We start from the raw sequence: 26,003 nt of genomic DNA, 5'->3' as shown, positions 1-26,003 counted from the left end.
GTTTTTCTATGTCAAAAATCCCCACTCACGATTGGACTCGCGAGCGGGGATTCTCTATCTTATGTTCTGTTCCTATCCCTTCGCCGCCTCATAGCCGACCATCAGCGCCTGCATATTGCAGTCGACGGTGTGCGGCGGGACACGGTTCGCCACGGCACTTTTCACAGCGTCGAGCGGGACGATGCCGGAGACGCGCGTGATCGCGCCGAGGGCGACGATATTGGCAAAGAGTGACTTGCCAATTTTTTCGATGGCAAGCGTGGTGATGGGAACGGAGACGATGTGTGCTGCCTGTGGCACATTTGGCACAAGCTCGCTGTCAATGATCAGGATGCCCGTCGCGGGGTCAAGATCGCCCGCGTACTTGTCCGCTGCTGCCTGTGTCATGGCGAGGACGATGTCGGGGTGCTCGACGTGCGGATGATAGATTGCGCCGTCGCTCACAATGACCTCGGAGCGGGACGCACCGCCGCGCGCCTCTGGGCCATAGGACTGTGACTGTGCAACGTTTCTGCCGCACGCAGCCGCCGCCTCGGCGAAGATAATGGCGGCGGTGATCACGCCCTGTCCGCCCGAGCCTGAGAGACGAAGTTCCTTCTGCATATCAGAGCCCTCCCGCACGCCGCTGAATCTCGGCGTTTGCCGTGCCGTACTCCTCGCCCGCGCATTCGTAGAGCAGTCCGATGGGGAACTTCTCCGCCGTGCGCTTTTCGGGCGGGAGCTTGTCCCATGCCGCCTTCATGACGGCAGAGTCCCGCATCCACTCAAGCATCGCAGCGGGCGACCCCATCTTGTTCTTGCGCCCGTAGGCGGTCGGACACTGCACCATCGCCTCGACGAGGGCGAAGCCGTGATTTTTGAGCCCGCCCGCAATCATCTGCGTGAGGTGCTTGACGTGAAAGGCCGTCGAGCGCGCGACGTAGGTCGCACCCGCTGCCTCGGCAATGCGGCACGCATCGAGCGGTCGGTCGATTGTCCCGTATGGTGCGGTCGCCGTCATCTTGCCCGGCGGTGTCGTCGGCGAGGACTGCCCGCCCGTCATGCCGTAGATATTGTTGTTGAAAAGTACGACGGTGAGATCGACGTTGCGTCGACAGCCGTGCAGAAAGTGATTGCCGCCGATGGCAGTGCAGTCGCCGTCTCCTGTAATGACGATGACGTTCAGCTCGGGTCGTGCGAGCTTGATCCCCGTTGCAAAGGGAATCGCTCGCCCGTGCGCCGTGTGTACGGTGTCAAAGTCCATATAGCCCGAGCCGCGTGAGGAACAGCCAATGCCGGAGACGATGACCGTGTTGTCCTGCGAAAATCCCTCCGCACCGTCCACCGCCTCCGCGATGCACTTCATTGCCGTACCGTTGCCGCAGCCCGGACACCAGAGATGGGGGAGGCGGTTCTGACGAAAATACTGCTCGAACGGACGCTGTATGTCGGTCTTTGTATGTGCTGTGCTCATGCCCGCACCTCCTCGCTCATCTGACGGATCGCCGCCGTGATCTCCTGCGGCGTGAAGTCCAGCATATTGTATTTGAGGCAGGAGCGGACGTGCGTGCCGTGTGCAGCGCGCGTGACCTCACCCACGAGCTGCCCGTAGTTCAGCTCTGCGACGAGGATGCCCTTGACACGTGCCGCGAGCCGTGCGACTGCCGCATCCGCGAACGGCCAGATCGTCTGGAGCCGCAGGAAGCCGACCTTGATTCCCTCGGCGCGTGCCGTGCGCACCGCTTCGTATGCCGTACGCGCCGTGCCGCCGTAGCTGACGACGGCGTACTCCGCGTCCTCCATAAAGGATTCCTCTGTATGGATAATCTCCTCACCCACGCGGCTGATCTTCTCGTGGAGACGGCGGATGAGCTGCTCCGTGACGGCAGGACAGCCTGAGGGAAAACCCGTCTCATCGTGGAGCAGTCCCGTGACGTGGATGTGATATCCGTCGCCGAAACGCGCCGCATCGGGGACGAGATCCTCGCCCACGGCATAGGGCTGATAGCCCTCGGCACGCGTTGCTTTCGGCAGGCGGCGCGGGTAGATTTCGATTTCCTCAGGGGAGGGCAGTGTCACATTCTCGCGCAGATGCCCGATGATCTCGTCCGTCAGCAAAATGACGGGGGTGCGGAAACGTTCCGCATAGTTCACTGCCATGACCGCCATGTCGAATGACTCGCGCACGCTCCACGGGGAGAGCGCGATGATCGGATGATCGCCGTGTGTGCCCCAGCGCGCCTGCATCACATCGCCCTGCGAGGGCGCGGTCGGCTGTCCTGTCGAGGGGCCGACGCGCTGGACGTTCGCCACCACGCAGGGGATCTCCGCGCACGCGGCATAGCCGATCAGCTCCTGCTTCAGTGAGAAGCCCGGGCCGCTCGTCGCGTCCATGACCTTTGCCCCTGCGAGCGATGCGCCGAGAATCGCGCCCATCGCGCCGATCTCGTCCTCCATCTGGAGGAATGTGCCGCCGATCTTCGGCAGCAGCTTTGCCATCTGCTCGGCGATCTCCGTCGAGGGCGTAATGGGGTAGCCTGCGAAGAACGTGACCCCGGCGGCAATCGCACCCTCAGCGACTGCCTCGTTCCCCTGCATCAGTCTTGTGCATTCCATCCTACGCCCTCCTCTCCACGAATATCGCAAAATCGGGACAGCGCATCTCGCACTGTCCGCACGCGATGCAGTCCTCGGGGCGGACGGGCACAATCTTGCCGAGCAGACTCACCTCGAGCACCTTCTTCGGGCAGAATGCCGCGCAGATGCCGCAGCCCTTGCACCGCTTTTCCTTGATATACAGCTCACCTTTCATGGCACTTCTCTCCCGCCGGGATGCGGAAACACATCCTCACATACACAAAAGCTCATCCTATCATTTCTATAAAAACGATTTTATCATTATAACAGAAAATACAGAAAAAGGATATATCCCCTGATAGGAAAGGGGGTTCGCGCGTGTATACATCTGCTTGTCTACCGATTGCCTACAAAAATCATTTGTCTGCAAGCCGTTCAAAGATACGATACATGAGTTGGGGCGCAGGATAATATGTGCCGCCTGTGGGGATGACGGCGAACTGTTCGGGCGTGATAATGGTACTTAGGACGGCTTTTCTATGCCCAAATTTTCTGTGTGTACGAACGACGAAAGCCGGGGCGGGAATTTTCGCCGCATGATGGACGCCATCAAATCGTGGGGAAAGCCTTCCCCGCATGTTGAAGTTCGCGACGGCACAGAGAAGTGACAGCGGATATCGGTGTATCGCAGGTGAAACGGTTCATGAAGGACAAGCGTCCCACCGACGGTGCAGTGATCTCTCGCCGCGAACAGCTGCACAGGAAGTGCGCATTACCTACTACACCCGCAGCGCTATGGACATCGGCTGTGCCGACGATGCAAAGAGCGCGCTGCACAAGATATTTTCGGTCATTGAAACCGCCATTTTTTTGTGCTAGAATAAATTGCGATCGGATCGGAGAAAGGATGCCATGATGGATGAGGAACTGCGCCGCTACGAGAAGATACGCGGAGCGTACTGTTCGGTCGGGCGGCTCGCGAGCCTCTATGACGGAATGATGACGTACTCGACGTGGTCGGGGAAGCTGGTCTCACGGCTCGTGTGGGGGCTGGATCGCAGCGGCGTGCGCCGCTATGTGACGCTTGCGCTGCGTGCGGCGCACGAGGGCTTTACAGGACGCCTGCTTGAGGTACCCGTCGGGACGGGATGTCTCTCGCTGCCCGTCTATGCGGAGCTCCCAGAGGCGGACATCACCTGTCTCGACTACGCGCCCGCGATGCTTGCGGCGGCGCGTGCGCGTGCGGAGGCACTCGGCATTCGGAACGTCACCTTTACCGAGGGGGACGTCGGGCATTTGACGTTTGGCGACGCTGCGTTCGATGCGGCGGTTTCGATCAATGGGGTTCATGCGTTTCCCGACAAGGAAGCGGCATGGAGCGAGGTACACCGCGTACTGCGTCCCGGCGGACGTCTGACGGGGTCGGTGTTTGTCCTGGGGGAGAATGCGCGGACGGACTTCGTCGTGACGCAGCTCTACACGCGCATGGGATTCTTTACGCCGCCGTATGACACCCGGGAGAGCCTGACGGAGCGCCTGCGTGCGCTCTATGCGGAGGTCTCTGTGGAGTGCGTGGAATCGCTCGCTTGTTTTTCCTGTGTAAAGTAGGGGGATGCCTACTAGAAGGAGGACGTTTTTATGAAGTCTCGTACCCTTTCCCGTTTCCTTGCTGCCGCGCTCGTTGCGGGCAGCGCATTTGTTGCCGCACCGGTGGTCTATGCGGCGGATGCTCCCGCTGCACAGGCGCAGGAGGAGCAGGCACCGTTCCAGGGTGATGTCGTCCAGCAGCACATGATGGCGACGATTGACCGCTTCGAAAAGGGGGATATCGCAGGCCTGCAGAATGAGGCGACCGCCGATCTGAAGGCGCATCTCTCGGCCGATCAGCTGAAAGAGGCAAAGGCTCAGTTCGCACAGGACTGGGGCGCACGCGTCTCCGTTGGCAAGCCGTATATGACGGCAGGCAAGGAGAATAATGCATGGTTCGCGGTCTGCGAGATCGCTGTCGGCTACAAGGCGACGGCTGTGGTCTACCGTCTTAGCTACGACCAGAACATGAAGCTCGCAGGATTCTTCATCCGCTGACGGATCCCTTGATTGCAGCAGAAAGCCCCCATGGCTGTGCCGTGGGGGCTTTTATGATGCCGTGTGTTACGCCGCGTCGTGGTAGACGCTCTGGTCGTTTGTGCCGTCTGCCTTGGCCGCAGGTGCCTCTGCGTCGCGCTGGAACGGTGCCGCGCTGTCGTAGGTGGTCTGCACGCCGAAGAGAGTCGTCTCGTGCTGTGTCTGGATATAGAGCTCCGTGCCGGCGGGCAGGTCGACGTTCTTGCCGTGGACGAACGCACCCGCGACAACACCAATGGGGCCGAGGACGGCGATGCCAGCGAGGGATGCACCGGCTGCCATGGCGAGATGGGTCATCTCCTTCTTTGACTCCTCACCGATGAAGGTCGTCACGTACGTGCCGTCGAGTGCCTTGGTCTCCTTAAAGTCGATCTCGACCTGTGCGTTGCGGCCGAAGTTGCGCGCTTGGCGCACCTTCGTGACCGTGCCCTCGCCGCGTGAGCCCTTCGTAAAGACGAGCACGTCGTTCACGAATACATCGTCGGCGACCTGATACTCGATCGTATCGCCGACCTTGAGTTCCTTCGCGTTGACGGGCGTGACAAGCGCAACCTTGATGAGCGTGTCGGCGGAAACGGTGACGGGGGTCACGGGAATCTCCGCACGTCCGAAGGAGGCTGTGGAGAGCGCAGCGATACGCTTTTTGAACGTCCCCTCGGCGTTCTTGCCGAGGAGCGATGTCTCGAGTGCACCGATGCGTTCCTGCACGGAGCGCATGCTCGTCTCGTGGTTGATGTTCCATTCGATGGCGTTGAGATCCATCAGAACGGACGGCGATGTGCTGTTCGTGTAGATCTCCTCGTAGAGTGCGTCGATACGCGCCATGAGGCTGCCACTGCGGTGCTTGCCGTCATAGTCGCGCTCGAGGCGGTTGATGCGGTCGATGAGCGCACCCGTCTGCTCGCGTCCGTAAGTGTCCTGCTCGATGAGGGCGAGCTTTGACTGGACGGCGTTTGGCGGCTCCGCGGCAAATGCCGTGCCGATGGACGTGAGTGCCAGAGCGAGCGTCAGCATGAGAGCGCAGATTTTCTGTCGCATGGATTCATCCTCCTTATGGTGTCGTCTTCTGCTTTGCGAGCAGTTCTTCGATAAAGTCCTCGATGCTCTGCATCGGCGAGGTGGGCGTGTAGACCTGTGGTGCTGCCATGCCCGGCGTCGTGCGCAGTACCTCCTTCGTGTCGTAGACCCCGACCTGACCGGAGAGAATCTGGTAGGTGCGCATCTGCCGATTGAATCGGATGCGGTAGAGGAAGCGACGGTTCTCCGTTGCTTTGACCACGGCGACGCCTGCCTCGCGCTCGGCATCCGAGAGGCGTGTGATGCTCGCGGCATCCACGTAGTAGCCCGTGTCGCCGTTCGCGTCGACAAAGCGCATATCCTCTGCCGCTTCGACGCTGCTGAGGCCAGTGAAAAGGCCAATCAGCACCGCCCAAAATCCACACACTGCAATACGCCGCATCCGCAGGACTCCTTCCGTACCTGTCTTTCTCTCTGATTTCGCTCTATTATAGAGGAAAAATTTTTACACGTCAAATCCTATGGACGTATGGATACAATGAAGTTTCTCAGATTGGTGTAGATTTTTTGAGGACTGCGGGAAAACGAATGCTGGGGGATTTTCTGTCGTAGTGTTTCCCTCGGAACGAGCAGGGCGCGTGCGCTCTTTTCAGTTGCGAAAATTCCGTTTATGATGTAGTATAAGAACGTCAAATCACTTTTAAAGGACAGGAGAACGCGCCGATGAGTACAGCCCACACCACCCGTATTCTGCTCGCACTGACCACCGCCTGTGCGATTTTTCCGGGAGCGGCGCACGCGGCGTACAGCTCAGACTCGGATACGGGGATCGAGCGCCTAGATTTTATCGAAAATCAGCGGCGTGCGGAGCGTGCCAATCGCCTCACGCCGGAGCAGGAAAAGCTGCTTGCCGACGTGGCGGCGATGCGAGAGCATCTGCGTCACCCCGTGGCGGCAGATCAGCCCTCTCCGATCGCGTTTGAGGGCGATGACCTGACGTATGACGAGAGTACGGGCGACTTTACGGCGACGGGGCATGTGGATATTGTCCAGCTGGAGGCGCGTCGCTTTCAGGGGGACTATGTGGCGGGCAATACGGTGCGCGGTGAGGTGTCCGTGCCGGATCGCGCGCACGTGCTGCAGCTGACGGAGGGGACGTCGCGCGTGACGCTCGACGGCTATCACATTAACTACAACTATCAGAAACACACGGGGACGATGGAACGGGCGGACGGCAAGGTCGGCGCCTACTATATGACGGGCAGGCGCTTTGAGTTCTACCCCGACAAGATCGTTGTCTATGACGGCACGCAGACGAAGTGCGGGGCGAAGAGCCCTGACTATCATCTCAGCTCGGAGATGGCGGAGCTCTATCCCGGCGACCGACTCATCCTGCACAACGTGAAGTTCTGGGTAAAGAACAAGGTGATCTTTTCTAAAAAGCGGCATGAGGTCGATGTTTCGCACCCGATGCAGAACAATTTCCCGCGCGCGGGCTATGACAGTGACGACGGGCTCTGGCTGGAACAGCGGTTTGAGCAGAACGTTGCCCCGCGCGTGACCGTCGGAGCAAATATCCATGTGACGACGAAGCGCGGATGGCGCAGCTCCTATGATCTCGGCTGGGCGAACGGGGGCGCGAGTGCCGCATTGACCTACGGCGTCTTTGAGGACGGCGACAACGAGTGGGTCAAAAAGATGCCGTCGCTCTCTCTTGGCTATGGGCAGCGCGTCGGACAGTCCCCCATCACCTACAGCCTGTATTCGGAATACGGACGCTGGTACGGCGGGGGGATCCACAGCAACCATTTTAGGTATGGTGTCTCTGTTACACACGATACGATTCTCCTGCACGGTTATGAGATCGATCTCTCGGCGGGCTACTCTGTGACGCGTGAGAGCTACGATCATTCACGCGTGCAGGGACTCAGTGCCAGTGCCTTCCTGACGAAAAAATTTAACGACCGATTCGCGGCATACGCCGGCGGTATTTACACGAAAAGCTCCAAAGAAAATGCACTATTCTCCTACAACGAGGAGGACTACTCCAAGGTCTTTATGGGCGGGCTGAGCTATCGCCTCGGTGAACGTGACCGCATTGCCGTCGGCACAAAGTACGCCGTCGAGCCGCGCGCGTGGACGGATGTGGACTACTACTGGTTCCATGACCTGCACTGCTCGCAGATCATCCTGCGCTACCGTTCAAAGCAGGATGCGTGGCAGATCAAATGGGAGTTCACGCCATGGTGAGTGCACTGGAACGCCTGAAGAATGCCCCGGTGCTCATCATCGGGGATATGGTGGCGGATGTCTATCTCGACGGGACGATCGCACGCATCTCACGTGAGGCTCCCGTGCTCGTCCTGGAGCAGCGGGAGGAGCGCGTCGTGGCAGGCGGCGCGGCGAATGTGGCGAACAATGCAGCGACGCTTGGCGGGCGTTCGTATGCCGTCGGCGTCTGCGGGATGGATGCGGGCGCTGATGCGCTCTGCGCCGTGCTTGGGGAAAACGCTGTCGATACGGCGGGATTTGTCCGCGACGCGGCGCGTCCGACCATCACGAAGACGCGTATCATTGCGGGCGGACGCGCGACGGTCAGCCAGCAGATTGTACGCGTTGACCGTGAGTGGCATACGCCGCTTGCGGCAGCGGTGGAGGAGTGTCTCCTCACGGAGATCACGCGCCTCCTCCCACAGGTGCGCGCGGTGGTGCTCTCCGACTATGGGTCGGGTACGGTGACGGAGAGCGTGCGCCGTACGGTGATTGACGCGGCACGTGCGGCGGGGATTCCGAGTATCGTGGATGCACGTTATGACATCCTGAGCTATGCGGGCATCGGCTACGTCAAGCAGAACGACGCGGAGCTCGCGGCGGCACTCGGGCGTGAACTCCGCTCGGCGGCCGACATCCATGCGGCGGGACGTGAACTCCTCACACGCCTCTCGGCGGACGGCGTGCTCATCACGCGTGGGGCGGACGGCATGACGCTCTTTCTCGCAGATGGGTCAGCGACGGATATCCCCGTGAGCGACCACAGTGAGATCTTCGATGTCTCCGGTGCGGGCGATACGTGCGTTGCCGTGATGGCACTCGCTCTTGCGGCGGGAGTGGATCCCGTGACGGCGGCGCGGCTCAGCAATACGGCGTCGGGGATTGCCGTGCGGAAACGCGGGACGGCGACGGTGGCGTGGGCGGAGCTGCACGCGGCACTCACAGCGGAAGGAGACGCTCATGCTCATTCCTGACGAACACATCGAGGCATACGCGGCGGCACTGCGCGCGTCAGGTGCGCGCGTCGTCTTTACCAACGGCTGCTTTGACATCCTCCATGCGGGGCATGTGCGTTACCTAGCGTCGGCGCGCGCGCAGGGGGATGTGCTCATCCTCGGGCTGAACAGCGACGCCTCTGTGCGGCGGCTCAAGGGGCCGTCGCGCCCCATTAACAATGAGCAGGATCGCGCGGAGGTCGTCGGGGCGCTCGCCGCCGTCGATGCGGTGGTGATCTTTGGCGAGGATACGGCGGAGACGCTGATCGCAAAGGTGCGTCCTGCAGTCTACGTCAAGGGCGGTGACTACACGCGCGAGACGCTGCCCGAGGCGCGCATCGTCGAGGCGTACGGCGGCGAGGTCGCCTTGGTCCCGCTCGTCGCGGGTAAGTCCACGACGGGGATTATTGAGAAGGCGGGCCGCGGGTAATCGCACATACTGTGATACCGTGATGCCGTACGATTCCCATCGCGAGTGCCTCGTTACGCAAACGGGCGTGTGCTCGTCCGCCTAAATACCTGCGGATTCCTTAACGCGCTTCGCTTGAACGATAGAAATCCGCAGGGGGCGGGTCGCACGCTCTGCGCCGTTTGCTTCTTTAGGGTAGCACCGATAAATTCGGCACAACCATCTTGACGCATCTTTTTCGCCCGCTTTTCGTTAGCAAATCCTCCACATAGCCCCCGCTATGCGTCCGGTTTGCTGCCTCAATCGGACAAAAAATCTACGCCAATCTGGCAGACCTCATTTTATCAGTGATTCCCTAGGATTCGCTCAGGGAATCACACGGCGTTGGCTACAGGCAGACACGCTGCGTATGCGCGAACATATAGCGAAAGAAAGGAGGGCAGTCCATGAAGAATATCTTGGTCGTCAAACTCAGTGCGATCGGCGATGTGATTCATGCGCTGCCCGTTTCCTATGCCATCAAGGAGACCTATCCCGATGCGCATCTGACGTGGGTGGTCGAGCCGCCTGCCTATCCTCTGCTTGAGGGAAATCCGTACATCGATGAGCTCATCCTCTTTGAAAAGGCGAAGTTCCGCAGCATCGCCGGATTCCTCCGTGAATATCCGCCCCTGCGCCGCCGTCTGCGCGCGCGCCGCTACGATGTCTCGCTCGATCTGCAGGGACTCTTCAAGTCGGCAGCGATCGTCTATACGGCGGGGGCGAGGGAGCGCGTCGGCACGGCAAATATGCGCGAGGGCGCGGACCGTGTGAGCCGCCCCGTGCGCGGGCCGCACGCACAGGGACACATCGTCGAGCGCTATCTCGACGTGGCACGCGCCATCGGCTGTCGTGTGGATGCGGTGCGCTTTCCCATCACCGTCTCGGATCGTGACCGCATGGCGGCAGAGACGCTGCTGCAGCGCGAGGGGGTGCCGGAGGGGCGCGCGTTTGTCGCCTTTGCCGTTGGGGCGAACTGGCCGAACAAGCGCTGGCCGGCGGAGCATTTCGCCGCGCTCGGCGACCGTCTCTATGAGGCGCATATCGTTTCCGTGCTCGTCGGCGGTGGGCATCTCGATGTGACGATTGCCGCCGACATCATGGCGGCGGCGCGGATCCCGCCCGTGAATCTCGTCGGGCGGACGAACCTCAAGCAGCTCGCACATCTCTTTACGCGTGCCGCGCTCGTCATCGGCGGCGATACGGGACCCGTACATCTCGCTGCGGGGCTCGGACGGCCGACCGTTATGCTGATGGGGCCAACGGATGCGAACCGCAACGGCCCGTACGGGCAGCAGGAGCATGCCATCGAGGTGGATCGCTCCTGCCGCGGCTGCTGGAAACGCGCCTGCCCGAAGGGACTCGACTGCCTCGCGCTGATCACAGTAGATGAGGTGGAGAAGAAGATTACGGACGTTCTGCATGCTGTTGTGTCATGACAGACGAACGGACATGGGGGGAAAGAGTTGTATCAAAATATTCTCGTCATCCACCTCATGCACCTCGGGGATCTCATGCTCGGCACGCCCGTGCTCGCCGCCCTGCGTCAGCAGTATCCTGCGGCGCGCATCACGCTCCTCGCGGACAAGAAGCTCGCGGATGTCGTCGTCATGAACGAGCATCTCGACGAATGCCTCCTGATCGACAAGAAGGGCGCAGACGGCGGCATCCTCGGCATCCTGCGCTATGCGATGCGCCTGCGGAAAAACCACTACGATCTCGTCATCAACCTCCACCGCAACGAGCGTTCTTCGGCGCTCGCCGCGCTCAGCGGCGGACGGCGCATCGTCGGCTACGCAAAGCCCGGCTTCTCCCTCGCCTTTGACCATGTCAGCCCGAGTCAGAATCAGGTGATGCACGAGGTGCACTCGCACTATGCGGCACTGCGCGCGGCGGGCGTGCTCGATGCGGACGGGACGGCGGGGCTCGAGATGTGGATTCCGCCTGCCGCGGCAGAGGAGGCAGAGCGCCTCTGGAGGGAGCACTTCGCCCCGACCGACAAGGTGATCGCCATCAACATCGGTGCGAGCTGGGCGACCAAGCGATGGATTGATGCGTACTTCGCCGTCGTGGCTGACACCTATCTCCGACGCGGCTATCACATCGCCGTCATGGGCGGCCCGATGGATATGGAGATGGTGGAGGAATGCCGTGCCCGCATGGAGGAACGCGAGCATCCGCACCTCCATATCTTTACGGGGAAGGTCAGCCTCGGCGTGCTCGCGGGAATCCTCTCCCGCTGCATCCTTTTCATCACGACGGACTCGGGGCCAATGCATGTCGGCGTCGCAATGCACGTCCCCGTGATCTGTATGTTCGGCTCGTCGCCGATTCCCGGGTTCTACCCCTACGATGCACGGAGCATCTCCGTCCGCGCGCCCGTCTCATGTCATCCGTGCCGCATCCACGAGTGCCCGCTCGCAGGAGAGGAGCACATGATGTGCATGAAGCGGATGCCGCCTGACCTCATTTTGCAGTATGCCGATCAGATCCTGTGCGAGGAGGGCGAGCGTCCCGCGTGCGAACTGCCCGCACCGACGGATTTTGAGACGCGGGTGGTGGAGATGGCAGACGGGCATTTTGCCCTCGCACCGCGCGGAGCGGCAGGGCGGGTCGTTCGTTCGAGTTTACCGCAGAGCAGATAGGAGCATTTTCATGGATATGGAAAAAATCCGCAGCGTCGTTGCCGAAAAGAGCGCGCGCAGCAACATCCTCGTCGTCGGCGATGTCATGCTCGACAAGTATTATACGGGAGAGGTGACGCGCATCTCACCCGAGGCACCGGTGCCGATCACCCACGTGACGGGGACGCGCGAGACGCTCGGCGGGGCGGCAAACGTCGCGCACAACCTGGCGCTCCTTGGGACGAACGTCAGCATCGCGGGCTATGTCGGCAGGGATCCGCACTGCGACAGTCTGCTGGATAAATTCAAATCGCGCGGCATTGACTATGCGGGGCTCGTCCATACGGAGCGTCCGACGACGACGAAGATCCGCATCATTGGCGGGCATCAGCAGATGATGCGGCTGGACTTCGAGGATGTAAAGCCCATCGACGGCGCAGACGCGGAGCAGTACCTCGCCTACATTGATCAGAAACTGAACGAGAGCATGGACTGCGTCATTATCTCGGACTATGGCAAGGGCGCATGCACGGAGTACGCCTGCCAGCACATCATCCATGCGGCGCACGATCACGGCGTTCCCGTCATCGTCGACCCGAAGGGGCCGCAGTGGGCGAAGTACAAGGGCGCGGACTACGTGACGCCGAACCTGAAGGAGATCAACGAGATCCTCCTGGAGCCGATCGTCAACGAGAACGGCGCGGCGGAGCGTGCGGCACACTATGCCATACGCAAGTTCGGCGTGAAGAACGTCATCCTGACGCGCTCGGCAAAGGGTATCTCGCTCATCCACGGGCAGGCGGCCGTCCACATCCCGACGCGCGCACAGGAGGTATTCGATGTCTCGGGTGCGGGCGACACGGTGATCGCCGTCTTCGGGCTCGCCCTCGCAGGCGGGCTGAAGCCCGAGGACGGCGCGGCACTCGCCAACCTCGCGGCGAGCGTCGTCGTCTCGAAACTCGGTACGTATGCCGTGAGCCGTGAGGAACTGCTCCGCGTGCTCGATTGGCAGGAAGGGGAAGATCTATGATTATCGTTACCGGCGGTGCCGGCTTTATCGGCAGCAACATCGTCCATGCGCTGAATGCGCGCGGCTATCGCGACATCCTCATCGTCGACGATCTGGAGGACGGCGAGAACTACAAGAATCTGCGCGGCCTCCATTTCATCGACTATCAGCACAAGGACGACTTTCTCCACCTCGTCGAGGAGGGTGACTTCGACGGGACGGACATCGACGCGATCTTCCATGAGGGCGCATGCTCGGATACGATGGAGTATGACGTCAACTATATGATGAAGGTCAATTACTCCTACTCCAAGGCGCTCCTGCACTTTGCGATGGGGGCGCGCATCCCGTTCTTCTACGCCTCCTCAGCCTCGACCTACGGCGGCGGGGCACATGGCTTCACCGAGGGGGATGCGTGTGAGGACGCACTCAATCCCTATGCGTTCTCGAAGCTCGCATTCGACCGCTATGTGCGGCAGGTCATCCCCGAGGCACGCAGCCCCATCGTCGGCCTGCGCTACTTCAACGTCTATGGTCCCCAGGAGCATCACAAGGGCAAGATGGCGTCGATCTTCTATCAGCTCTATCATCAGATTCTCGATGTGGGCGAGGCGCGTCTCTTCCGTGGGACGGACGGCATCGAGGACGGCGAGCAGCGGCGCGACTTTGTCTATGTCGGCGACGTCGTGCGCGTCAACCTGCATTTCTTTGAAAATGGCGGGGAGAGCGGCGTTTACAACTGCGGCACAGGTACGGCACATACATATAACGAGGCGGCACATGCCGTGATCGCCGCACTCGGCAAGGGGCAGATCGTCTACCGCGATTTCCCCGAAGTGCTGCGCGGCAAGTATCAGAACTACACACAGGCGGATACGACAGCGCTGATCGCCGCGGGCTATACGGGCGGCTTTACCCCCATGGAGCAGGCGGTGAAGGAATACTGCGACTTCCTGAATGCGGGCGGCTACTTCTCCTATGCCGAATAAGGCCATTTTCTTCGACCGCGACGGGACGCTCAATGTCGATGTGCACTACCTCCACGATCCCGCGGAATTCGCGTGGACGGAGGGGGCGGTCGAGGCGATCCGCTGGGCGAACGCACACGGCTTTCTTGTCATTGTTGTCACGAACCAGAGCGGTATCGCGCGCGGCTATTACGGTGAGGATTCTGTTCGCCGCCTGCATGACTGGATGAATGCTGAGCTTGCGCAGCATGGTGCGCATATTGATGCGTTCTACTATTGCCCGCATCATCCTGAGGGGCGCGTGCCGGCGTATACACGGGTGTGTGGCTGCCGCAAGCCTGCGCCTGGGATGCTCCTGCGTGCGATCACGGAGCACGATATTGACCCCGCCGCATCGCTGATGATCGGCGATGCGGCGCGTGACGTCATGGCAGCAAAGCAGGCGGGGGTGCGCGGCGTGCGCTATGTGGGCGGGAGCCTCGCGGACTGTGTGCGGGAGGCGCTGGCATCGTAGCGATGGTAACATACAGAGAAAGCGAAGATGGTCTGTAATATGCTGCAGAAACTCAAGGGAACTCCTGTTATACGGCTCCATACGTGGGCATTCTATCTGCTCTGCGGGTTTGGACTTTTTAGTAGTGTTTCGACTACGGTTACCAGTATTTTTCTCAGCCTGCTCACGGCGCTGCTTCTCTTCCGCTTGTGGGTGAAGCATGATGACTGGCAAGATGCGCTGCCCGATGGGCAGCTTTGTCTGGCACTTTTGCTGCTGATGGGAGCAGTCGTTTTGTCTTCTTTTTTTTCCAGCGATATCCTGCATAGTTTGCGCGTATTCAGTCATCAGTATGGAACGCGTGCGGTCGGACTATTTGCTGTCCTACTGATGATTCGACAGCGAAAACAGCTGATTTGGATTGCGGTCTGTATCGGCATTTCACTCTTCATCAACGATGTGGCTGTTGTCTTTCAAGGTGTCGTGCAGGGTGATTATCGGGCCGTCGGATTTTCTTCCTATATGACAGTGGGAGGAATCCTCTCCATGCTGCTCCCTGCCCTGCTCCTTCTTTCGCTCGGTGATCATCTTGATGTACGCTGGCGCACCCTTGCAGCAGGCTCATTCCTCCTTGGCTGCGGGGCTTTGCTGTACAATGGTACGCGCGGAGCATGGCTTGCTGTTCCCGTTGCCATGTGTCTTTGTACTGTCGTTTTCGTCCGTCAAAAGAGGCGGTTTGTTATCGGTGTGGTCGTTGCGTTGAGCGTGTTTGCAGGAATCTTTATGATGTCGCCGTCACTCTCGTCACGGTTTGTCTCCATCGGCGATACACATAATCAAAGTAACTCAGAGCGCTTTCTTCTTTGGACAAGTGCCTATCACATGTTCGTAGATCATCCGTTGTTTGGCGTTGGGTTTGCCGAGTTTCAGACATCATATCATAGGGAATACGTTTCCCCCGAGGCAAAGGAACCTTGGCTGGCACATGCCCACAGCAATGTAATGCATATGCTTGCAGAGTGTGGAGGAGTTGGTCTTCTCGCTCTGCTATTCTTCTGGTATACGTTCCTATCCTATGGATTCCGCACATGGATGGCAACCCGTCATATTGCGGCACTGCTTATACCTGCCATTCTTCTGGGACTCATTCTGCAGGGACTGACGGAATACAATATGGGGAATGCCGCGGTGATGAAGCTGTATTGGGTACTAATGGGGCTCTGTCTGCAATGGCTGCGTCTGGATCACTATGCGCCGGCATAATATAGGGGAGGGGAGACGGGTGAGACTTGCCGTTATCATTCTTACACATAACGAGGAACATCACATCGAGGCGTGCATTCAGAGTGCATCGTTTGCTGATGAGATCCTTGTGATCGACGATATGAGCACGGACCGTACGGCAGAACTGGCACAGAGCCTCGGCGCACGTGTTGTCACGCACCCTCTCGCGGGAGATTTCGCGGGTCAGCGGAACTTTGCCCTGACGCAGACGGATGCGGACTGGGTACTCTATGTGGATGCGGATGAGCGCGTGAACGAGGGGACAGAGGCGGAGCTTCGCCGCATTATGGCGGCAGATGTACGTGCTGTGTACGAGATCAAACGCATCAACGTCGTCTTTGGACAGCGTATGTGTTGCGGCGGGCATCGCCCCGACTACCCTCGGCGATTTTTTCCGCGCGATGCAGTGCACTGGACAGGGCTGGTGCACGAGCGTACGGAGTCTGAACTCCCCGTACGCCGTATGGGAGGGAGCCTCCTGCACCATACATACGAAAGCTGGGAACAGTATTTTCAGAAGTTCAATCAATATACAACACTCATGGCAGAACGGCAGCATAGAGAGGGGCGGCACGCGTCCTTCCTGAAAATTCTCCTTGATCCGCCGTTTGCCTTTTTTCGCTACTATATCCTGCAGTGCGGCTTTCTCGATGGGCGGATTGGTTTTATTCTCGCCATGTTTCACGGTTTCTATACGATGGCGAAGTATGTGAAACTGCATGATTTGACCATGAACGGGGATAGGAACGTATATGAAGATCGCCATATTTGAAAATATCATGACGCCGGGAGGACATGAGGTCGACTTTGACCGCATTCTTACGGAAGAACTGCGGGCTCTTGGACATGAGGTCGTGTTCTATGTGCCGGAGGGGTTTCATTTTGGTATGGATTACCATACGGACGTTCACTATCTGCCAGGTGCATCGGTCTCCTATACAAACGCACGCGGGATTCGCAAACTCCTCCGCTCTGTCCGCCGGGAACGCAGACGCTTCGGTTGGTATCGCGCTCTCTATGAGGAGGCACAGAGGGGGGCGTTTGATGCGCTGATTGTTCCTACCTCCACCTATCGTTATCTTCGCGCACTGCGTCGAAGCGTTCTGCGTCGATCACCTGTTCCGGTCATCTTTATTCAGCACGGCATCAACCCAAGCGAGGCTCCCAAATTTTTTAGTGCGGCAGATGTTTTGGCGAAATATCCAAATATCCGCCCCGTCGTGCTGACGTTTGGAGACGAGCTCTTTGGCGAACGGAGAGCGAATGTGCACCTGATGCCGCCGCCGGCGTTTGTCCCGCGCGATGTAGAGCACGGACAATATGCCCCGATACGGTCAGATGAAGCGATAACCATTGGCTTCTTTGGTCAATTTCGCCGGGAAAAACGCCTTGAGGATCTTCTGAAAGTGTATCTGGCGGGGAATTATACGCGTCCCGTCAAATTGCTCGTGCAGGGATCGACCATGCACGAGGAGGATGCGGCAGAGTTTGAGCGCATTATCTCCTGCTATGAGGGAAAAGGCATTACGTTCCTGCATCGTGGGCTGATCGGAGCCGAGTGGCAGCGTGCAATCATGCAGGTGGATGCACTGCTTTTGCCGTACTCTGCACCGCGGTATCGGTATCATTGGGGGGCAATGCTCTTTACGGCGATTGGTTTTCAGAAGCCGGTTCTTACGAGTGACGATATGAATCCTGAGGTGTTTGCTGCATACGCCATCGGGGAGACGTTTCCCAGCGGCGATATGGACGCCCTTCGGAAAACACTGGAGCGTTTTATTAATGAGTACGATGTGCGTGCGCCGCAATGGCATAAGGCACTCAGTGATGCCGCCGCAGTCTATGCACCATCACGTTTCGCCGCGCGCATCGCAGCTGTTGCTGGAGGGGAAGATAAGGACAGGGAGCCGATATGATCACTGAGATCTATGATGTTGCGCATCGCGCCTATCGTTTTCATATCTTGCGAGAGCGCCATCGCGCTCTCGTCTTTATGGTACGCGGGCTGCTGCATCGGCGGCAGCTGCGTGAGCTCTATGAGTTCTTCCAAGAGACAGAGGTGCGCAGAGCCCTCTATGCGCGCAATCCATTTCCCCTCGAACAGGCAACGCGCGCCTTTTTTTATGCAGGCTCGACGGTGCGTATGCGGGTGAAACTCATCCAAGAGCACTATGCTTATCTTGAGCAGAAGTTAGAACCTACGGCATTTGTATCGCTTGGTTATGATACGGCATACGAGATTTGGCGCACGCCAGAGACGGATATGACATGGCATGCGTATCTGAAGTTTGAACCCGGACAGCGCAAGGAGGGGCTGCTCTCCGTGATGATGGACGTGGATGGGGAGCATCTCTATCAGATCATCTTCTGGATCGAGCAGAGAGACGATCAGCCGACGTTTGTGATCGGAGCGATGCAGGGACCGAACACAGAGAACGCGCAGGACTTCGTCCGTGAGATGACGAAGCGCGCCCATCGTTTCCGCACGAAGAATCTGATCCTCTATATGACGCAGGCTGTGGCACGTGCGCTCGGCATAAAACGTATGCTTGCTGTCTCGAATGCAGGCTACTACGCTAACAACCACGTCCGCCTTGACCGCAAGCTGAAGACGGATTTCGGCGCATTCTGGGAGGAGGTTGGCGGATGGGAGACGGACGATCGCCGCTTCTACGAGCTTCCGCTCGTCTATCCACGCAAGACGATGGAGGAGGTTCCGACGCGAAAGCGTGCGGTCTATCGGCGGCGGTTTGCATTTCTTGATGCATTGGATGAGGAAATAGAGACGTCGATGGGGCGGTTGCTTAAAGATGTGGGGGAGAAGACATGATGTTGGATACCTTGAAAGATAAGATGGCATATCGCCTGACAGACTACAGAGATAAGATACAGTTCTATATCGATCTGTACAGTTACTGCAGCAATATCAAGCTAACGGATTGGCAGTCACAGTGTCCTCCCGTTGCTATTCCTAAGGTCATTCATTATTGCTGGTTTGGGTGCGGAGAGTACTCTTCGCTGATCAAAAAATGTATGGCAACATGGGAGCGTGTATTGCCGGATTATGAATTTGTTCTCTGGAATGAGGATAACTTCCCCATTGAAAAATATCCTTTTGCACAGGAGGCGTACGACAAGAAGAAATATGCCTTCACTTCGGATGTTGCACGGCTCGCTGCCTTATATGAACATGGCGGAATTTACCTTGATACAGACATCGAGATGCTGAAATCATTCGACCCGTTTTTATCGCACCGCGCATTTACCGGATTTGAGACCTATGGCAATGTCCGCGCACGGATCCAGTCGGGTGTAATGGGGGCAGTCCCGCATCACCCTTGGATCGAGCTGCTTTTACGATGGTATGAAGGAAAGCACTTTAGCGGATACGCAACATTTATGCCAAATACACGAATTATTTCCAAGATTATTGGACGTTATTATCGTGTAAAGCTGGATGGACAGCCGATGGTTCTGGATGGTGATGTTCATATTTATCCTGCGGCATATTTCTGTCCCGGTAAACAGGCATCAGAACAGAGTTGTTGCATACATCATTTTATCGGTTCTTGGTTCGACTAATGTGGTAAACAGAAAATAACACCCAACGGAGTCATTTACATCCGTTGGGTGTTTATCGTATATAAATTGGAAGAGATCGTCCCGTATCTTCTGTCTCAGATTCAGGAGCTGTCCTTCCTGCTCTGCATCATTCCTTTTCCCTTGTCGCGGGCGGCGTCCCCTGCACGCTCTCCACATTCAGCCCCGGTGTGATGCCGCGTGTGTAGCGGCGCTCCATGCGGTCGTGGACATGGGCGTATTTCGCCGTGACCTTGGGGCTGCGCTGGCGCAGGGTTTCCTGTACGACGCGCAGATCCTTGGTCTCCTGATAGAGGTTCGTGCCGCAGCTGTGGCGGAAGAGGTGGCAGGCGTAGCCGGGCTGCTTGAGCCCCGCCTCGGTGAGTGCCTTGTTGATGACATAGCGGATGCCGACGCGCGAGATGCGCCCCTTCGGGTTGTTGTTCGCGCAGGAGATGATGGTCGGCGTGAGGCGGCTCTCAGGCGGGACGGCGCCGCGCGTCTCGATGTATGCGCGCAGGATGCCGAAGGTCTCCTCGCAGGGGTAGATGATGCCCGCGTGTCCCTTACCGCGGATCTCGATGCGCCCGCGCTGCCAGTCGATGTCCTCGTCGGAGAGGCGCATGACTTCGACGACGCGCAGACCCTCGACCCCCATGAGGTAGACGATGAGGAGGTTGCGCAGACGGCGCAGCTCGTTCTTGTCGGCGGCGAGCCCCTCGCAGATCTCCTTGATCTGATCGACGGTGAGATACTTATAGTCCTCGTCGAGGTGCTGCGGGTTGCGCAGCTGGAGGTCGGCGCAGGGATTCTCGGCGATGAAGGAGAGCCGCTGGGCGACCTTGTAAAAGGCGCGGATCGCCGCGCCCTTGATCATGAGGGTGGCAGCACTGTAGCCGCGCGTCCGCATCTCCTCCATGTAGACGCGAATCTGGTAGTCGTGCATGTCGTTTAGCGGATGCAGCCCCTGTTCCATGCACCAGTGGAGAAAGAGGCGGATGGCGAGCTCATACGTGTCGCGCGTGTCCGACGTCGGTGCGCCGCCCGCGATGTAGCGCGGGAGGTACTCGTAGAAATGTGCGATAAAGAACTCCGGTGTAATGGCGTCCTGCCGCACGCTGATGGACGGCGCATCCATGCGGCGCACAGCTGCGGGCGCATTCTCCCCGCGCCGCGCGGGAACGCCCATCTCCTGCGTGCCGCCGCTGCGGTATGCGCGATTTCCTGCCAAAAATGTCACCTCTTTCCACAGACCACGAGCATCAGTGTTTTTTGCGGAACTCTGCCATGAACGCGGCGAGCGCCTCGACGCCCGCAAGGGGCATGGCGTTGTAGATGGAGGCGCGCATGCCGCCGACGCTGCGGTGTCCCTTGATGCCGCCGAGGTTGTGTTCCTTTGCCTCGGCAACGAATGCCGTTTCGAGTTCCTCGGTCGGCAGGCGGAAGGTGACGTTCATGCGCGAGCGGCTGCCCTTGTCGGCATGCCCGCGGTAGAATCCGTCGGAGCTGTCGATGGCGTCGTAGAGGAGCGCCGCCTTCTTTGCGTTTGCCTCGCCCATGGCGGCGAGGCCGCCGCGCTCTTTGATCCAGCGGGCGACTTTGCCGACGATGTAGATGGCAAAGACGGGCGGGGTGTTGTAGAGGGAGTCGTTTTTCTGGAAGGTGCTGTAGCGCAGCATGGTCGGCAGCTCGGCAGGGGTGTTCGCGAGGAGCTCCTTTTTCGCGATGTTCAGCACGACGCCGGCGGGGCCGAGGTTCTTCTGCACGCCTGCATAGATGAAGTCGTAGGAGGAGAAGTCCCACGGGCGCGAGAGCATGTCGGACGACATGTCGGCAAAGAGGGGAACGCCGTTTGTCTGCGGCGTGTAGTGGTACTCTGTGCCGTAGATGGTGTTGTTGAGGCAGATGTGGAGGTATGCCGCGCCCGGCGCGATGTTCAGCTCGTCCTGACGCGGGACGCGGACGTAGTTTTCCTCCTTGGTGGAGGCGGCGACGGTGCCGACGCCGAGTTTGACTGCCTCCTCGTATGCCTTCTGGGAGAAGGAGCCGGAGAGGGCGTAGCTGCCGGGGCGCGATTCGGCGGCGAAGTTCAGCGGGATGAGGGCGAAGGTCTGGCTGGCACCGCCGGCGGTAAAGATGATGTCATAGTCGTCGCCGAGGCCCATCAGTTCTTTGATGTCCGCCTTGGCCTGCTGGTGTACTTCGTCGTAGGCAGGGGCGCGGTGGCTGATCTCGAGGATGGACATGCCTGTGCCGTGGAAGTTGAGCAGCTCGCTCTGGACTTCTTTCAGGATGTCCTCGGGCAGGACGGCGGGGCCGGGGTTAAAGTTATAGATGCGTTCGTTCATTTTGTGTCTCCCTCTATATCCTATCATTTCCATTGGGCGCCCCCTCCGTCACGCTGGCGCGTGCCGCCTCCCCCGTTGCGACGGGGGAGGCGAAGGAAGCAGTATTCGATCAGTCGCCGGTTTCCACAGCGTTTGCCCGCGTCATGCGGATCTGGGCGACGCGCGCGCGATCCATCTGCAGCACCTCGAAGGTGTAGTCCTCCCATGTGCAGGTTTCGCCGACGGTAGGGATGCGGCCGATCTGGGCGGTGACGAAGCCGCCGAGGGTGTGAAAGTGGTCGTGATCCTCGTCGGGGAGTTCGTCGATGCCGAATTCCTCCTTGAACTCGTCGATGGGGAACAGTCCGTCAAAGATCCATGTCTGCGCCTTCTCCGCCCCGGTGCGCGTGCCCGTGGGCGCATCCTCATCCGCGCTGCCGATGATCTCGCCCATGATGTCGTCCATGGTGATGAAGCCGACGACGCCGCCGTACTCGTCGAGGACGACGGCCTCGTGGATGGCACCGCTGCGGAATTTTTCGAGGACGCGCAGCCCCTCCATGGTGCGCGGGACGAAGAGCGGCTTGCGGATGTAGTCCGTGATGTCGATCTCCGTCCCGTCGAGTGCCGCGTCGAGCAGCTCCTTGGCGTAGACCACGCCGCGGAAGTCGTCGAGGTTCTCATAGGCGACGGGGAATACGTCGTGCGCCTCTGCGCGGACGATGCGCAGCTGTTCGGCGCGGGGCTCCGCGAGGTCGACCCAGGCGATCTGGGTGCGCGGCGTCATGAGCGCCGAGGCGGTCTGATCGCTCATGTGGAAGATGCGGTCGACCATGTCCTGCTCGGTCTTTTCAAATGTACCGTCCTCCGTGCCCTGCTCCATGAGATCCTTGACCGCGTCCTCCGTGGCGGAGACGCGGTTCTCCGGGTTGATGCCGAAGATGAGCAGGATGCCGCGCGAGATGGAGATGAGCGCAGCACTCGGCAGCGCGGTGAGCTGCGTGAGGAGGGCGATGGTGCGGTGTTTGCGCAGAAGCATCGCCTCGGGGTTCTGGAGGGCGATCTGTTTCGGCAGAAAGTCGCCAAAGAGCAGGGTGAGCGTCGTCATGATGAGGACGCTGAGGACGAGAGCGGCGGCGTAGACCTCCATGCCCGGGAGGAGCCGCGTGAGCACCCTGCTGAAAATCGGCAGGGCAAAGAGCCCGATGCCGAGCCCCGTAAAGAGACTCATGCAGGTGACGCCCGCCTGCGCCATGGCGATGGGGCGGTCGGCGTGCTCTAGGAGGGCAAGCGCCTCGGCCGCACCCGCTTCGCCGCTTTCGGCGAGACGCTCAAGACGCCCGCGATGGGAGGCCGTGAGCGCAGTCTCGATCTGGGCAAAGTAGGCGTTTGCCATGAGGGCGACGACGAGCAGGAAAAGACAGAGAGCGTCGGATAAAGGACTGTCCAAGAGTTGATGCAGCTCCTTTCAAATGTTGATGCGTTGCTTGACACTGCCGTCGATGCGAACACCATGCTGCGCAGGAAAACGCAGCGGAGCGTTGGCACTGGCGTATGGTGCCGTCATACGATACGTGCCCCTCATTCTACCACAAGATGAAGGAAATGTCATTGGGGCCTATGCGGGGGAACCTCTATATCCGTCAGCCCGAAGTATTCCATCGCACCGTCCTTCGTGACGCCGTTGTCCCAGTCCTCGTAGTAGACGTGACGCAGGGCGCGGCGCGTGTTCTCGATGCGCGGGAAGTGAACGACGGTCTCGCCGCGTGCGCGGGCGGCCTCGATCTGTGCGATCCGTGCCGCGTCCTCTATCCCCATCTCGTGTGTGAGGAGGAGCGCCGCCGCGCCCGTATAGGCGAGGAGGAGGAACGCCGCCGTGCGCAGCAGGCGGCCTGCCCGGGGGGAGAATTCGCTGCGCACCGATGGATCATTCAGCAGGGCGAGCAGTGCCGCGACGCACATGGCGGTGGAACTGAATGTGGCACGTCCCGGGAAGGTCGGCGCGGCGATCATGACGAGATTGTTACAGAGGCCGAGCCCGATGAGGCATGCGGCGTAACGCGCGGCGGGAGAGGCGCGCAGCACCTCGCACCAAGAGACCTGCTGCGCAGCGTCGCGGATGGAGGCCTTCGTCAGTCCCAGCAGCGCTTTCATGCGATGGTAGCAGAGCAGAATCACGAGCCAGTAGATCGCCATCTCCTCGAAGCCGTTCATGACATTCGTGAAGAGGAAAATGGTCTTTGGTCTGGTCTGCCCGAGCGGCGTGAGTACCCCCGCGATGACTGTGTCGCGGATGGCGGCCGCGACCCATCCGCCCGTAAAATAGGAGACGGTGAGCAGCAGAAGCAGGCTCCAGAGCACTGCAGAGGCCGCGGTGATGCCGCCTTTGTCAAACGCCGCGACATGTTTTTTTCTGGCGTAGAGGATGAGCGATCCATCTCGCTCTACCGGCAGCCCAGACAGACGGCGCTGGCAGAGACGATATGCCGTGTATATGAGCAGCAGGACGGGCAGGAGGTAGAGCAGCATCTCGCCCTGCCCCGCGATCTGATTGCCAAGGTGGATGAGGATGCCCTTGTCCGCGCCCTGTGCGTCGTAGCGGACGTAGTTGCCGGGCGCGGCGACGAGCCCGATGAGCCCCGCGAGTGCGCCGACGGCACCCGTGAGCATCCACGGTGCGAACGCGCCGTGCCGCCGCGCATAGAGCGTGCAGCCAAGCGCGAGGAGGGTCACGGTCACGGCGAGGTTCTCGATCGACCAGCCCGCGAGTATGCCGAGGAGGAACATCGGCAGGATCGCCCACGCATGACGCGCCCGCTGTCTATCCCCCAGCGCTTTCAGCGTGAGATTGTACGGCAGGAGAAAGAGAAAGGCGGGCACCGCCGACCAGAGATAGACCGTCGAGCCGCTTTTCCACACGGCGACCTCGCCAAAATGCGGCAGAGAGAGCCAGAGGAGGAGTGCCGCCAATGCAAGCAGCCCCGGCGTCCGGGTGAGTGCGGCAGAGCGGCGTGCGTGCATCATGACGAGCACGGAGAGCGCGAGGAACATGAGCGCGTTCGCCGCGTCAAAGAGCGGCTTGCCGAGCCAGAGGAAGAGGTCGAGACAGAACACCGTGACCATGCGCCCGCCGTGCAGGAGATAGTGCTGCATGGCGGAGGAGAGGACATCGGAGAGCGATGCGATGGGCACGCCCGTCTTCCAGACCATCAGATAGTCGTAGTCGTCGCGGTGAAGGGGCATCCAGTGATTGAGCGCGAGCATAAAGGCAAAAATGGCGGTGGCTGTGAGTGCCGTCGCGCCGTATCGGTGCCCTCCGTCATTCGCCTGTGTCAATGTATCTCCTCCTTGCCAACGTTGCATTGTCAAATTTCTCCCCGTCCAGCTCATCGATCAGATAGCATGGCCGCTGCTTGCTCTCCGTAAAGACGCGCCCGAGGTACTCGCCGATGATGCCGAGCGAGAGCAGCTGCACGCCGCCGAGAAAGAGCAGGACAGTCATGAGCGTCGGATAGCCCGCCACGGGGTCGCCGTAGACGAGCGCATCGACGAGCACGACGACCATGTAGCAGAGCGCGAGCGCGGAGACGATGAGCCCGAGCACCGTCGTCAGGCGCAGCGGCGCGGTCGTAAAGGACGTGATCCCCTCGACGGCGAGCGAGAGCAGCGCGAGATAGCTCCACGTCGTCTTGCCCGCCGCACGCGGCTGCACCTGAAAGGGGATCTCCTTTTTCTTGAACCCCACCCACGTAAAGAGCCCCTTCGTAAACCGCTGATTCTCGCGCAGCAGGCGCAGCGCCGCGACGCAGCGATGATCGAGCAGGCGAAAGTCGCCCACGTCGCGCTGCAGGGTAAAGCGGCTGACCGCCTGCATGGAGCGGTAGAAGAAATTCGCCATCGTGCGCTTGAGGAAGGTCTCGTCCTTCCGATCCGTGCGCTTGCCACAGACATCGTCGTAGCCCGCGCGCCACGCCGCAACCATCGCCGGGATGAGGGCGGGCGGATGCTGCAGATCCGCGTCCATGATGAGCACGGCGTCACCGTCCGCAAAGTCGAGCCCTGCCATCATCGCGGGCTCCTTGCCGAAATTGCGCGTAAAGCTGAGATAGCGGACATTGTCGTGTGCGTCGGCGAGCGTGCGAATCGCGTCGAGCGTCCCGTCGCGGCTGCCGTCGTCGATGAAGAGATAGGAAAAGACGCAGTCCTCGACAGCAGCAGTTGCTGCCGTCACCGCCTCGTAGAAACGCTGTATGACCTCCGCCTCGTTGTAGCAGGGCACGATGATGGTGATCTTGTCCATGTGCCCTC

At 59.9% G+C, this 26,003-nt stretch carries 26 protein-coding genes; 15 read left to right on the top strand and 11 right to left on the bottom strand.

Going from position 1 to position 26,003, the window contains the following annotated elements:
- Window positions 1-72 precede the first annotated feature (72 nt).
- The 4 genes from HMPREF9166_RS07040 to HMPREF9166_RS07025 are packed head-to-tail and all read right to left on the bottom strand — an operon-like array spanning window position 73 to window position 2,791.
- Window positions 73-603, bottom strand: coding sequence for a 2-oxoacid:acceptor oxidoreductase family protein (locus HMPREF9166_RS07040; RefSeq protein WP_009753302.1), 531 nt, complete (start codon window positions 601-603; stop codon window positions 73-75).
- 1 nt (window position 604) lies between these two features.
- Window positions 605-1,453, bottom strand: coding sequence for a thiamine pyrophosphate-dependent enzyme (locus HMPREF9166_RS07035; protein ID WP_009753301.1), 849 nt, complete (start codon window positions 1,451-1,453; stop codon window positions 605-607).
- A complete protein-coding gene (locus HMPREF9166_RS07030) occupies window positions 1,450-2,595 on the bottom strand; it encodes a 2-oxoacid:acceptor oxidoreductase subunit alpha (RefSeq protein WP_009753300.1) in 1,146 nt (381 codons plus the stop codon). Before HMPREF9166_RS07030 ends, HMPREF9166_RS07035 begins: the two co-directional genes overlap by 4 nt.
- Window position 2,596: 1 nt before the next feature.
- Complete coding sequence (locus tag HMPREF9166_RS07025) at window positions 2,597-2,791, bottom strand: 4Fe-4S binding protein (protein ID WP_006690537.1); 195 nt, start codon at window positions 2,789-2,791, stop codon at window positions 2,597-2,599.
- A gap of 677 nt (window positions 2,792-3,468) precedes the next feature.
- Here HMPREF9166_RS07025 and HMPREF9166_RS07020 point away from each other — a divergent pair.
- Window positions 3,469-4,164 carry a class I SAM-dependent methyltransferase gene (locus HMPREF9166_RS07020; RefSeq protein WP_009753298.1) on the top strand — a complete coding sequence of 232 codons (696 nt, stop codon included), beginning with the start codon at window positions 3,469-3,471 and terminating at the stop codon, window positions 4,162-4,164.
- Window positions 4,165-4,194: 30 nt separating this feature from the next.
- Window positions 4,195-4,641, top strand: coding sequence for a DUF3887 domain-containing protein (locus tag HMPREF9166_RS07015; protein ID WP_009753297.1), 447 nt, complete (start codon window positions 4,195-4,197; stop codon window positions 4,639-4,641).
- A 66-nt stretch (window positions 4,642-4,707) separates the two neighbouring features.
- On the opposite strand, the gene HMPREF9166_RS07010 is transcribed toward HMPREF9166_RS07015, so the two are convergent.
- Both HMPREF9166_RS07010 and HMPREF9166_RS07005 read right to left on the bottom strand, forming a co-directional pair.
- Entirely contained in the window at window positions 4,708-5,718 is a 1,011-nt protein-coding gene (locus HMPREF9166_RS07010; RefSeq protein WP_009753296.1) for a hypothetical protein, read from the bottom strand.
- Between the two features lie 13 nt (window positions 5,719-5,731).
- The gene (locus HMPREF9166_RS07005; RefSeq protein ID WP_009753295.1) at window positions 5,732-6,139 is read right to left on the bottom strand and encodes a hypothetical protein; all 408 of its coding nucleotides are present in this window, start codon (window positions 6,137-6,139) and stop codon (window positions 5,732-5,734) included.
- Window positions 6,140-6,420: 281 nt separating this feature from the next.
- On the opposite strand from HMPREF9166_RS07005, the gene HMPREF9166_RS07000 reads away from it, so the two are divergent.
- The 13 genes from HMPREF9166_RS07000 to HMPREF9166_RS06940 all read left to right on the top strand — a co-directional run bounded on the left by HMPREF9166_RS07000 (window position 6,421) and on the right by HMPREF9166_RS06940 (window position 19,371).
- A complete protein-coding gene (locus HMPREF9166_RS07000) occupies window positions 6,421-7,947 on the top strand; it encodes a hypothetical protein (protein ID WP_009753294.1) in 1,527 nt (508 codons plus the stop codon).
- Window positions 7,941-8,942, top strand: coding sequence for a bifunctional heptose 7-phosphate kinase/heptose 1-phosphate adenyltransferase (locus HMPREF9166_RS06995; RefSeq protein ID WP_009753293.1), 1,002 nt, complete (start codon window positions 7,941-7,943; stop codon window positions 8,940-8,942). Before HMPREF9166_RS07000 ends, HMPREF9166_RS06995 begins: the two co-directional genes overlap by 7 nt.
- The gene (gene rfaE2 / locus HMPREF9166_RS06990) at window positions 8,929-9,393 is read left to right on the top strand and encodes a D-glycero-beta-D-manno-heptose 1-phosphate adenylyltransferase (RefSeq protein ID WP_009753292.1); all 465 of its coding nucleotides are present in this window, start codon (window positions 8,929-8,931) and stop codon (window positions 9,391-9,393) included. The genes HMPREF9166_RS06995 and rfaE2 overlap by 14 nt, the downstream gene beginning before the upstream one ends.
- A gap of 425 nt (window positions 9,394-9,818) precedes the next feature.
- A complete protein-coding gene (gene waaF / locus HMPREF9166_RS06985) occupies window positions 9,819-10,850 on the top strand; it encodes a lipopolysaccharide heptosyltransferase II (RefSeq protein WP_009753291.1) in 1,032 nt (343 codons plus the stop codon).
- A gap of 27 nt (window positions 10,851-10,877) precedes the next feature.
- Window positions 10,878-12,056 (top strand): glycosyltransferase family 9 protein, encoded by a 1,179-nt coding sequence (locus tag HMPREF9166_RS06980; protein ID WP_009753290.1) that lies wholly within the window; start codon window positions 10,878-10,880, stop codon window positions 12,054-12,056.
- A gap of 10 nt (window positions 12,057-12,066) precedes the next feature.
- Complete coding sequence (gene rfaE1, locus HMPREF9166_RS06975) at window positions 12,067-13,065, top strand: D-glycero-beta-D-manno-heptose-7-phosphate kinase (protein ID WP_009753289.1); 999 nt, start codon at window positions 12,067-12,069, stop codon at window positions 13,063-13,065.
- The gene (gene rfaD, locus HMPREF9166_RS06970) at window positions 13,062-14,033 is read left to right on the top strand and encodes an ADP-glyceromanno-heptose 6-epimerase (protein WP_009753288.1); all 972 of its coding nucleotides are present in this window, start codon (window positions 13,062-13,064) and stop codon (window positions 14,031-14,033) included. Before rfaE1 ends, rfaD begins: the two co-directional genes overlap by 4 nt.
- A complete protein-coding gene (gene gmhB, locus HMPREF9166_RS06965; RefSeq protein ID WP_009753287.1) occupies window positions 14,023-14,526 on the top strand; it encodes a D-glycero-beta-D-manno-heptose 1,7-bisphosphate 7-phosphatase in 504 nt (167 codons plus the stop codon). The genes rfaD and gmhB overlap by 11 nt, the downstream gene beginning before the upstream one ends.
- Window positions 14,527-14,565: 39 nt before the next feature.
- Window positions 14,566-15,768, top strand: coding sequence for an O-antigen ligase (locus HMPREF9166_RS06960; protein ID WP_009753286.1), 1,203 nt, complete (start codon window positions 14,566-14,568; stop codon window positions 15,766-15,768).
- Between the two features lie 19 nt (window positions 15,769-15,787).
- Window positions 15,788-16,561, top strand: coding sequence for a glycosyltransferase family 2 protein (locus tag HMPREF9166_RS06955; protein ID WP_039981171.1), 774 nt, complete (start codon window positions 15,788-15,790; stop codon window positions 16,559-16,561).
- Window positions 16,542-17,705, top strand: coding sequence for a glycosyltransferase (locus HMPREF9166_RS06950; RefSeq protein WP_009753284.1), 1,164 nt, complete (start codon window positions 16,542-16,544; stop codon window positions 17,703-17,705). Before HMPREF9166_RS06955 ends, HMPREF9166_RS06950 begins: the two co-directional genes overlap by 20 nt.
- Window positions 17,702-18,619, top strand: coding sequence for a VirK/YbjX family protein (locus HMPREF9166_RS06945; RefSeq protein WP_009753283.1), 918 nt, complete (start codon window positions 17,702-17,704; stop codon window positions 18,617-18,619). Before HMPREF9166_RS06950 ends, HMPREF9166_RS06945 begins: the two co-directional genes overlap by 4 nt.
- A complete protein-coding gene (locus HMPREF9166_RS06940; RefSeq protein ID WP_009753282.1) occupies window positions 18,616-19,371 on the top strand; it encodes a glycosyltransferase family 32 protein in 756 nt (251 codons plus the stop codon). The genes HMPREF9166_RS06945 and HMPREF9166_RS06940 overlap by 4 nt, the downstream gene beginning before the upstream one ends.
- 127 nt (window positions 19,372-19,498) lie before the next feature.
- Here HMPREF9166_RS06940 and HMPREF9166_RS06935 read toward each other — a convergent pair whose 3' ends face one another.
- The 5 genes from HMPREF9166_RS06935 to HMPREF9166_RS06915 form a co-directional block, all read right to left on the bottom strand.
- A complete protein-coding gene (locus HMPREF9166_RS06935; RefSeq protein ID WP_009753281.1) occupies window positions 19,499-20,557 on the bottom strand; it encodes a tyrosine-type recombinase/integrase in 1,059 nt (352 codons plus the stop codon).
- Between the two features lie 73 nt (window positions 20,558-20,630).
- Window positions 20,631-21,716, bottom strand: coding sequence for a 3-phosphoserine/phosphohydroxythreonine transaminase (gene serC, locus HMPREF9166_RS06930; RefSeq protein ID WP_009753280.1), 1,086 nt, complete (start codon window positions 21,714-21,716; stop codon window positions 20,631-20,633).
- A gap of 109 nt (window positions 21,717-21,825) precedes the next feature.
- A complete protein-coding gene (locus tag HMPREF9166_RS06925) occupies window positions 21,826-23,145 on the bottom strand; it encodes a hemolysin family protein (RefSeq protein WP_009753279.1) in 1,320 nt (439 codons plus the stop codon).
- A 158-nt stretch (window positions 23,146-23,303) separates the two neighbouring features.
- Window positions 23,304-25,031: a DUF6056 family protein gene (locus HMPREF9166_RS06920; RefSeq protein WP_009753278.1), complete on the bottom strand. Its 1,728-nt coding sequence runs from the start codon at window positions 25,029-25,031 to the stop codon at window positions 23,304-23,306.
- Window positions 25,015-25,995: a glycosyltransferase family 2 protein gene (locus HMPREF9166_RS06915; RefSeq protein ID WP_009753277.1), complete on the bottom strand. Its 981-nt coding sequence runs from the start codon at window positions 25,993-25,995 to the stop codon at window positions 25,015-25,017. Before HMPREF9166_RS06915 ends, HMPREF9166_RS06920 begins: the two co-directional genes overlap by 17 nt.
- Window positions 25,996-26,003 lie beyond the last annotated feature (8 nt).

It is taken from the genome of Selenomonas sp. oral taxon 149 str. 67H29BP, assembly GCF_000146365.1.
GTDB classification, from domain to species: domain Bacteria; phylum Bacillota; class Negativicutes; order Selenomonadales; family Selenomonadaceae; genus Centipeda; species Centipeda felix.
The sequence above is the reverse complement of the archived record's forward strand: the minus strand, read 5'-3'. Positions and strand labels throughout refer to the sequence as shown.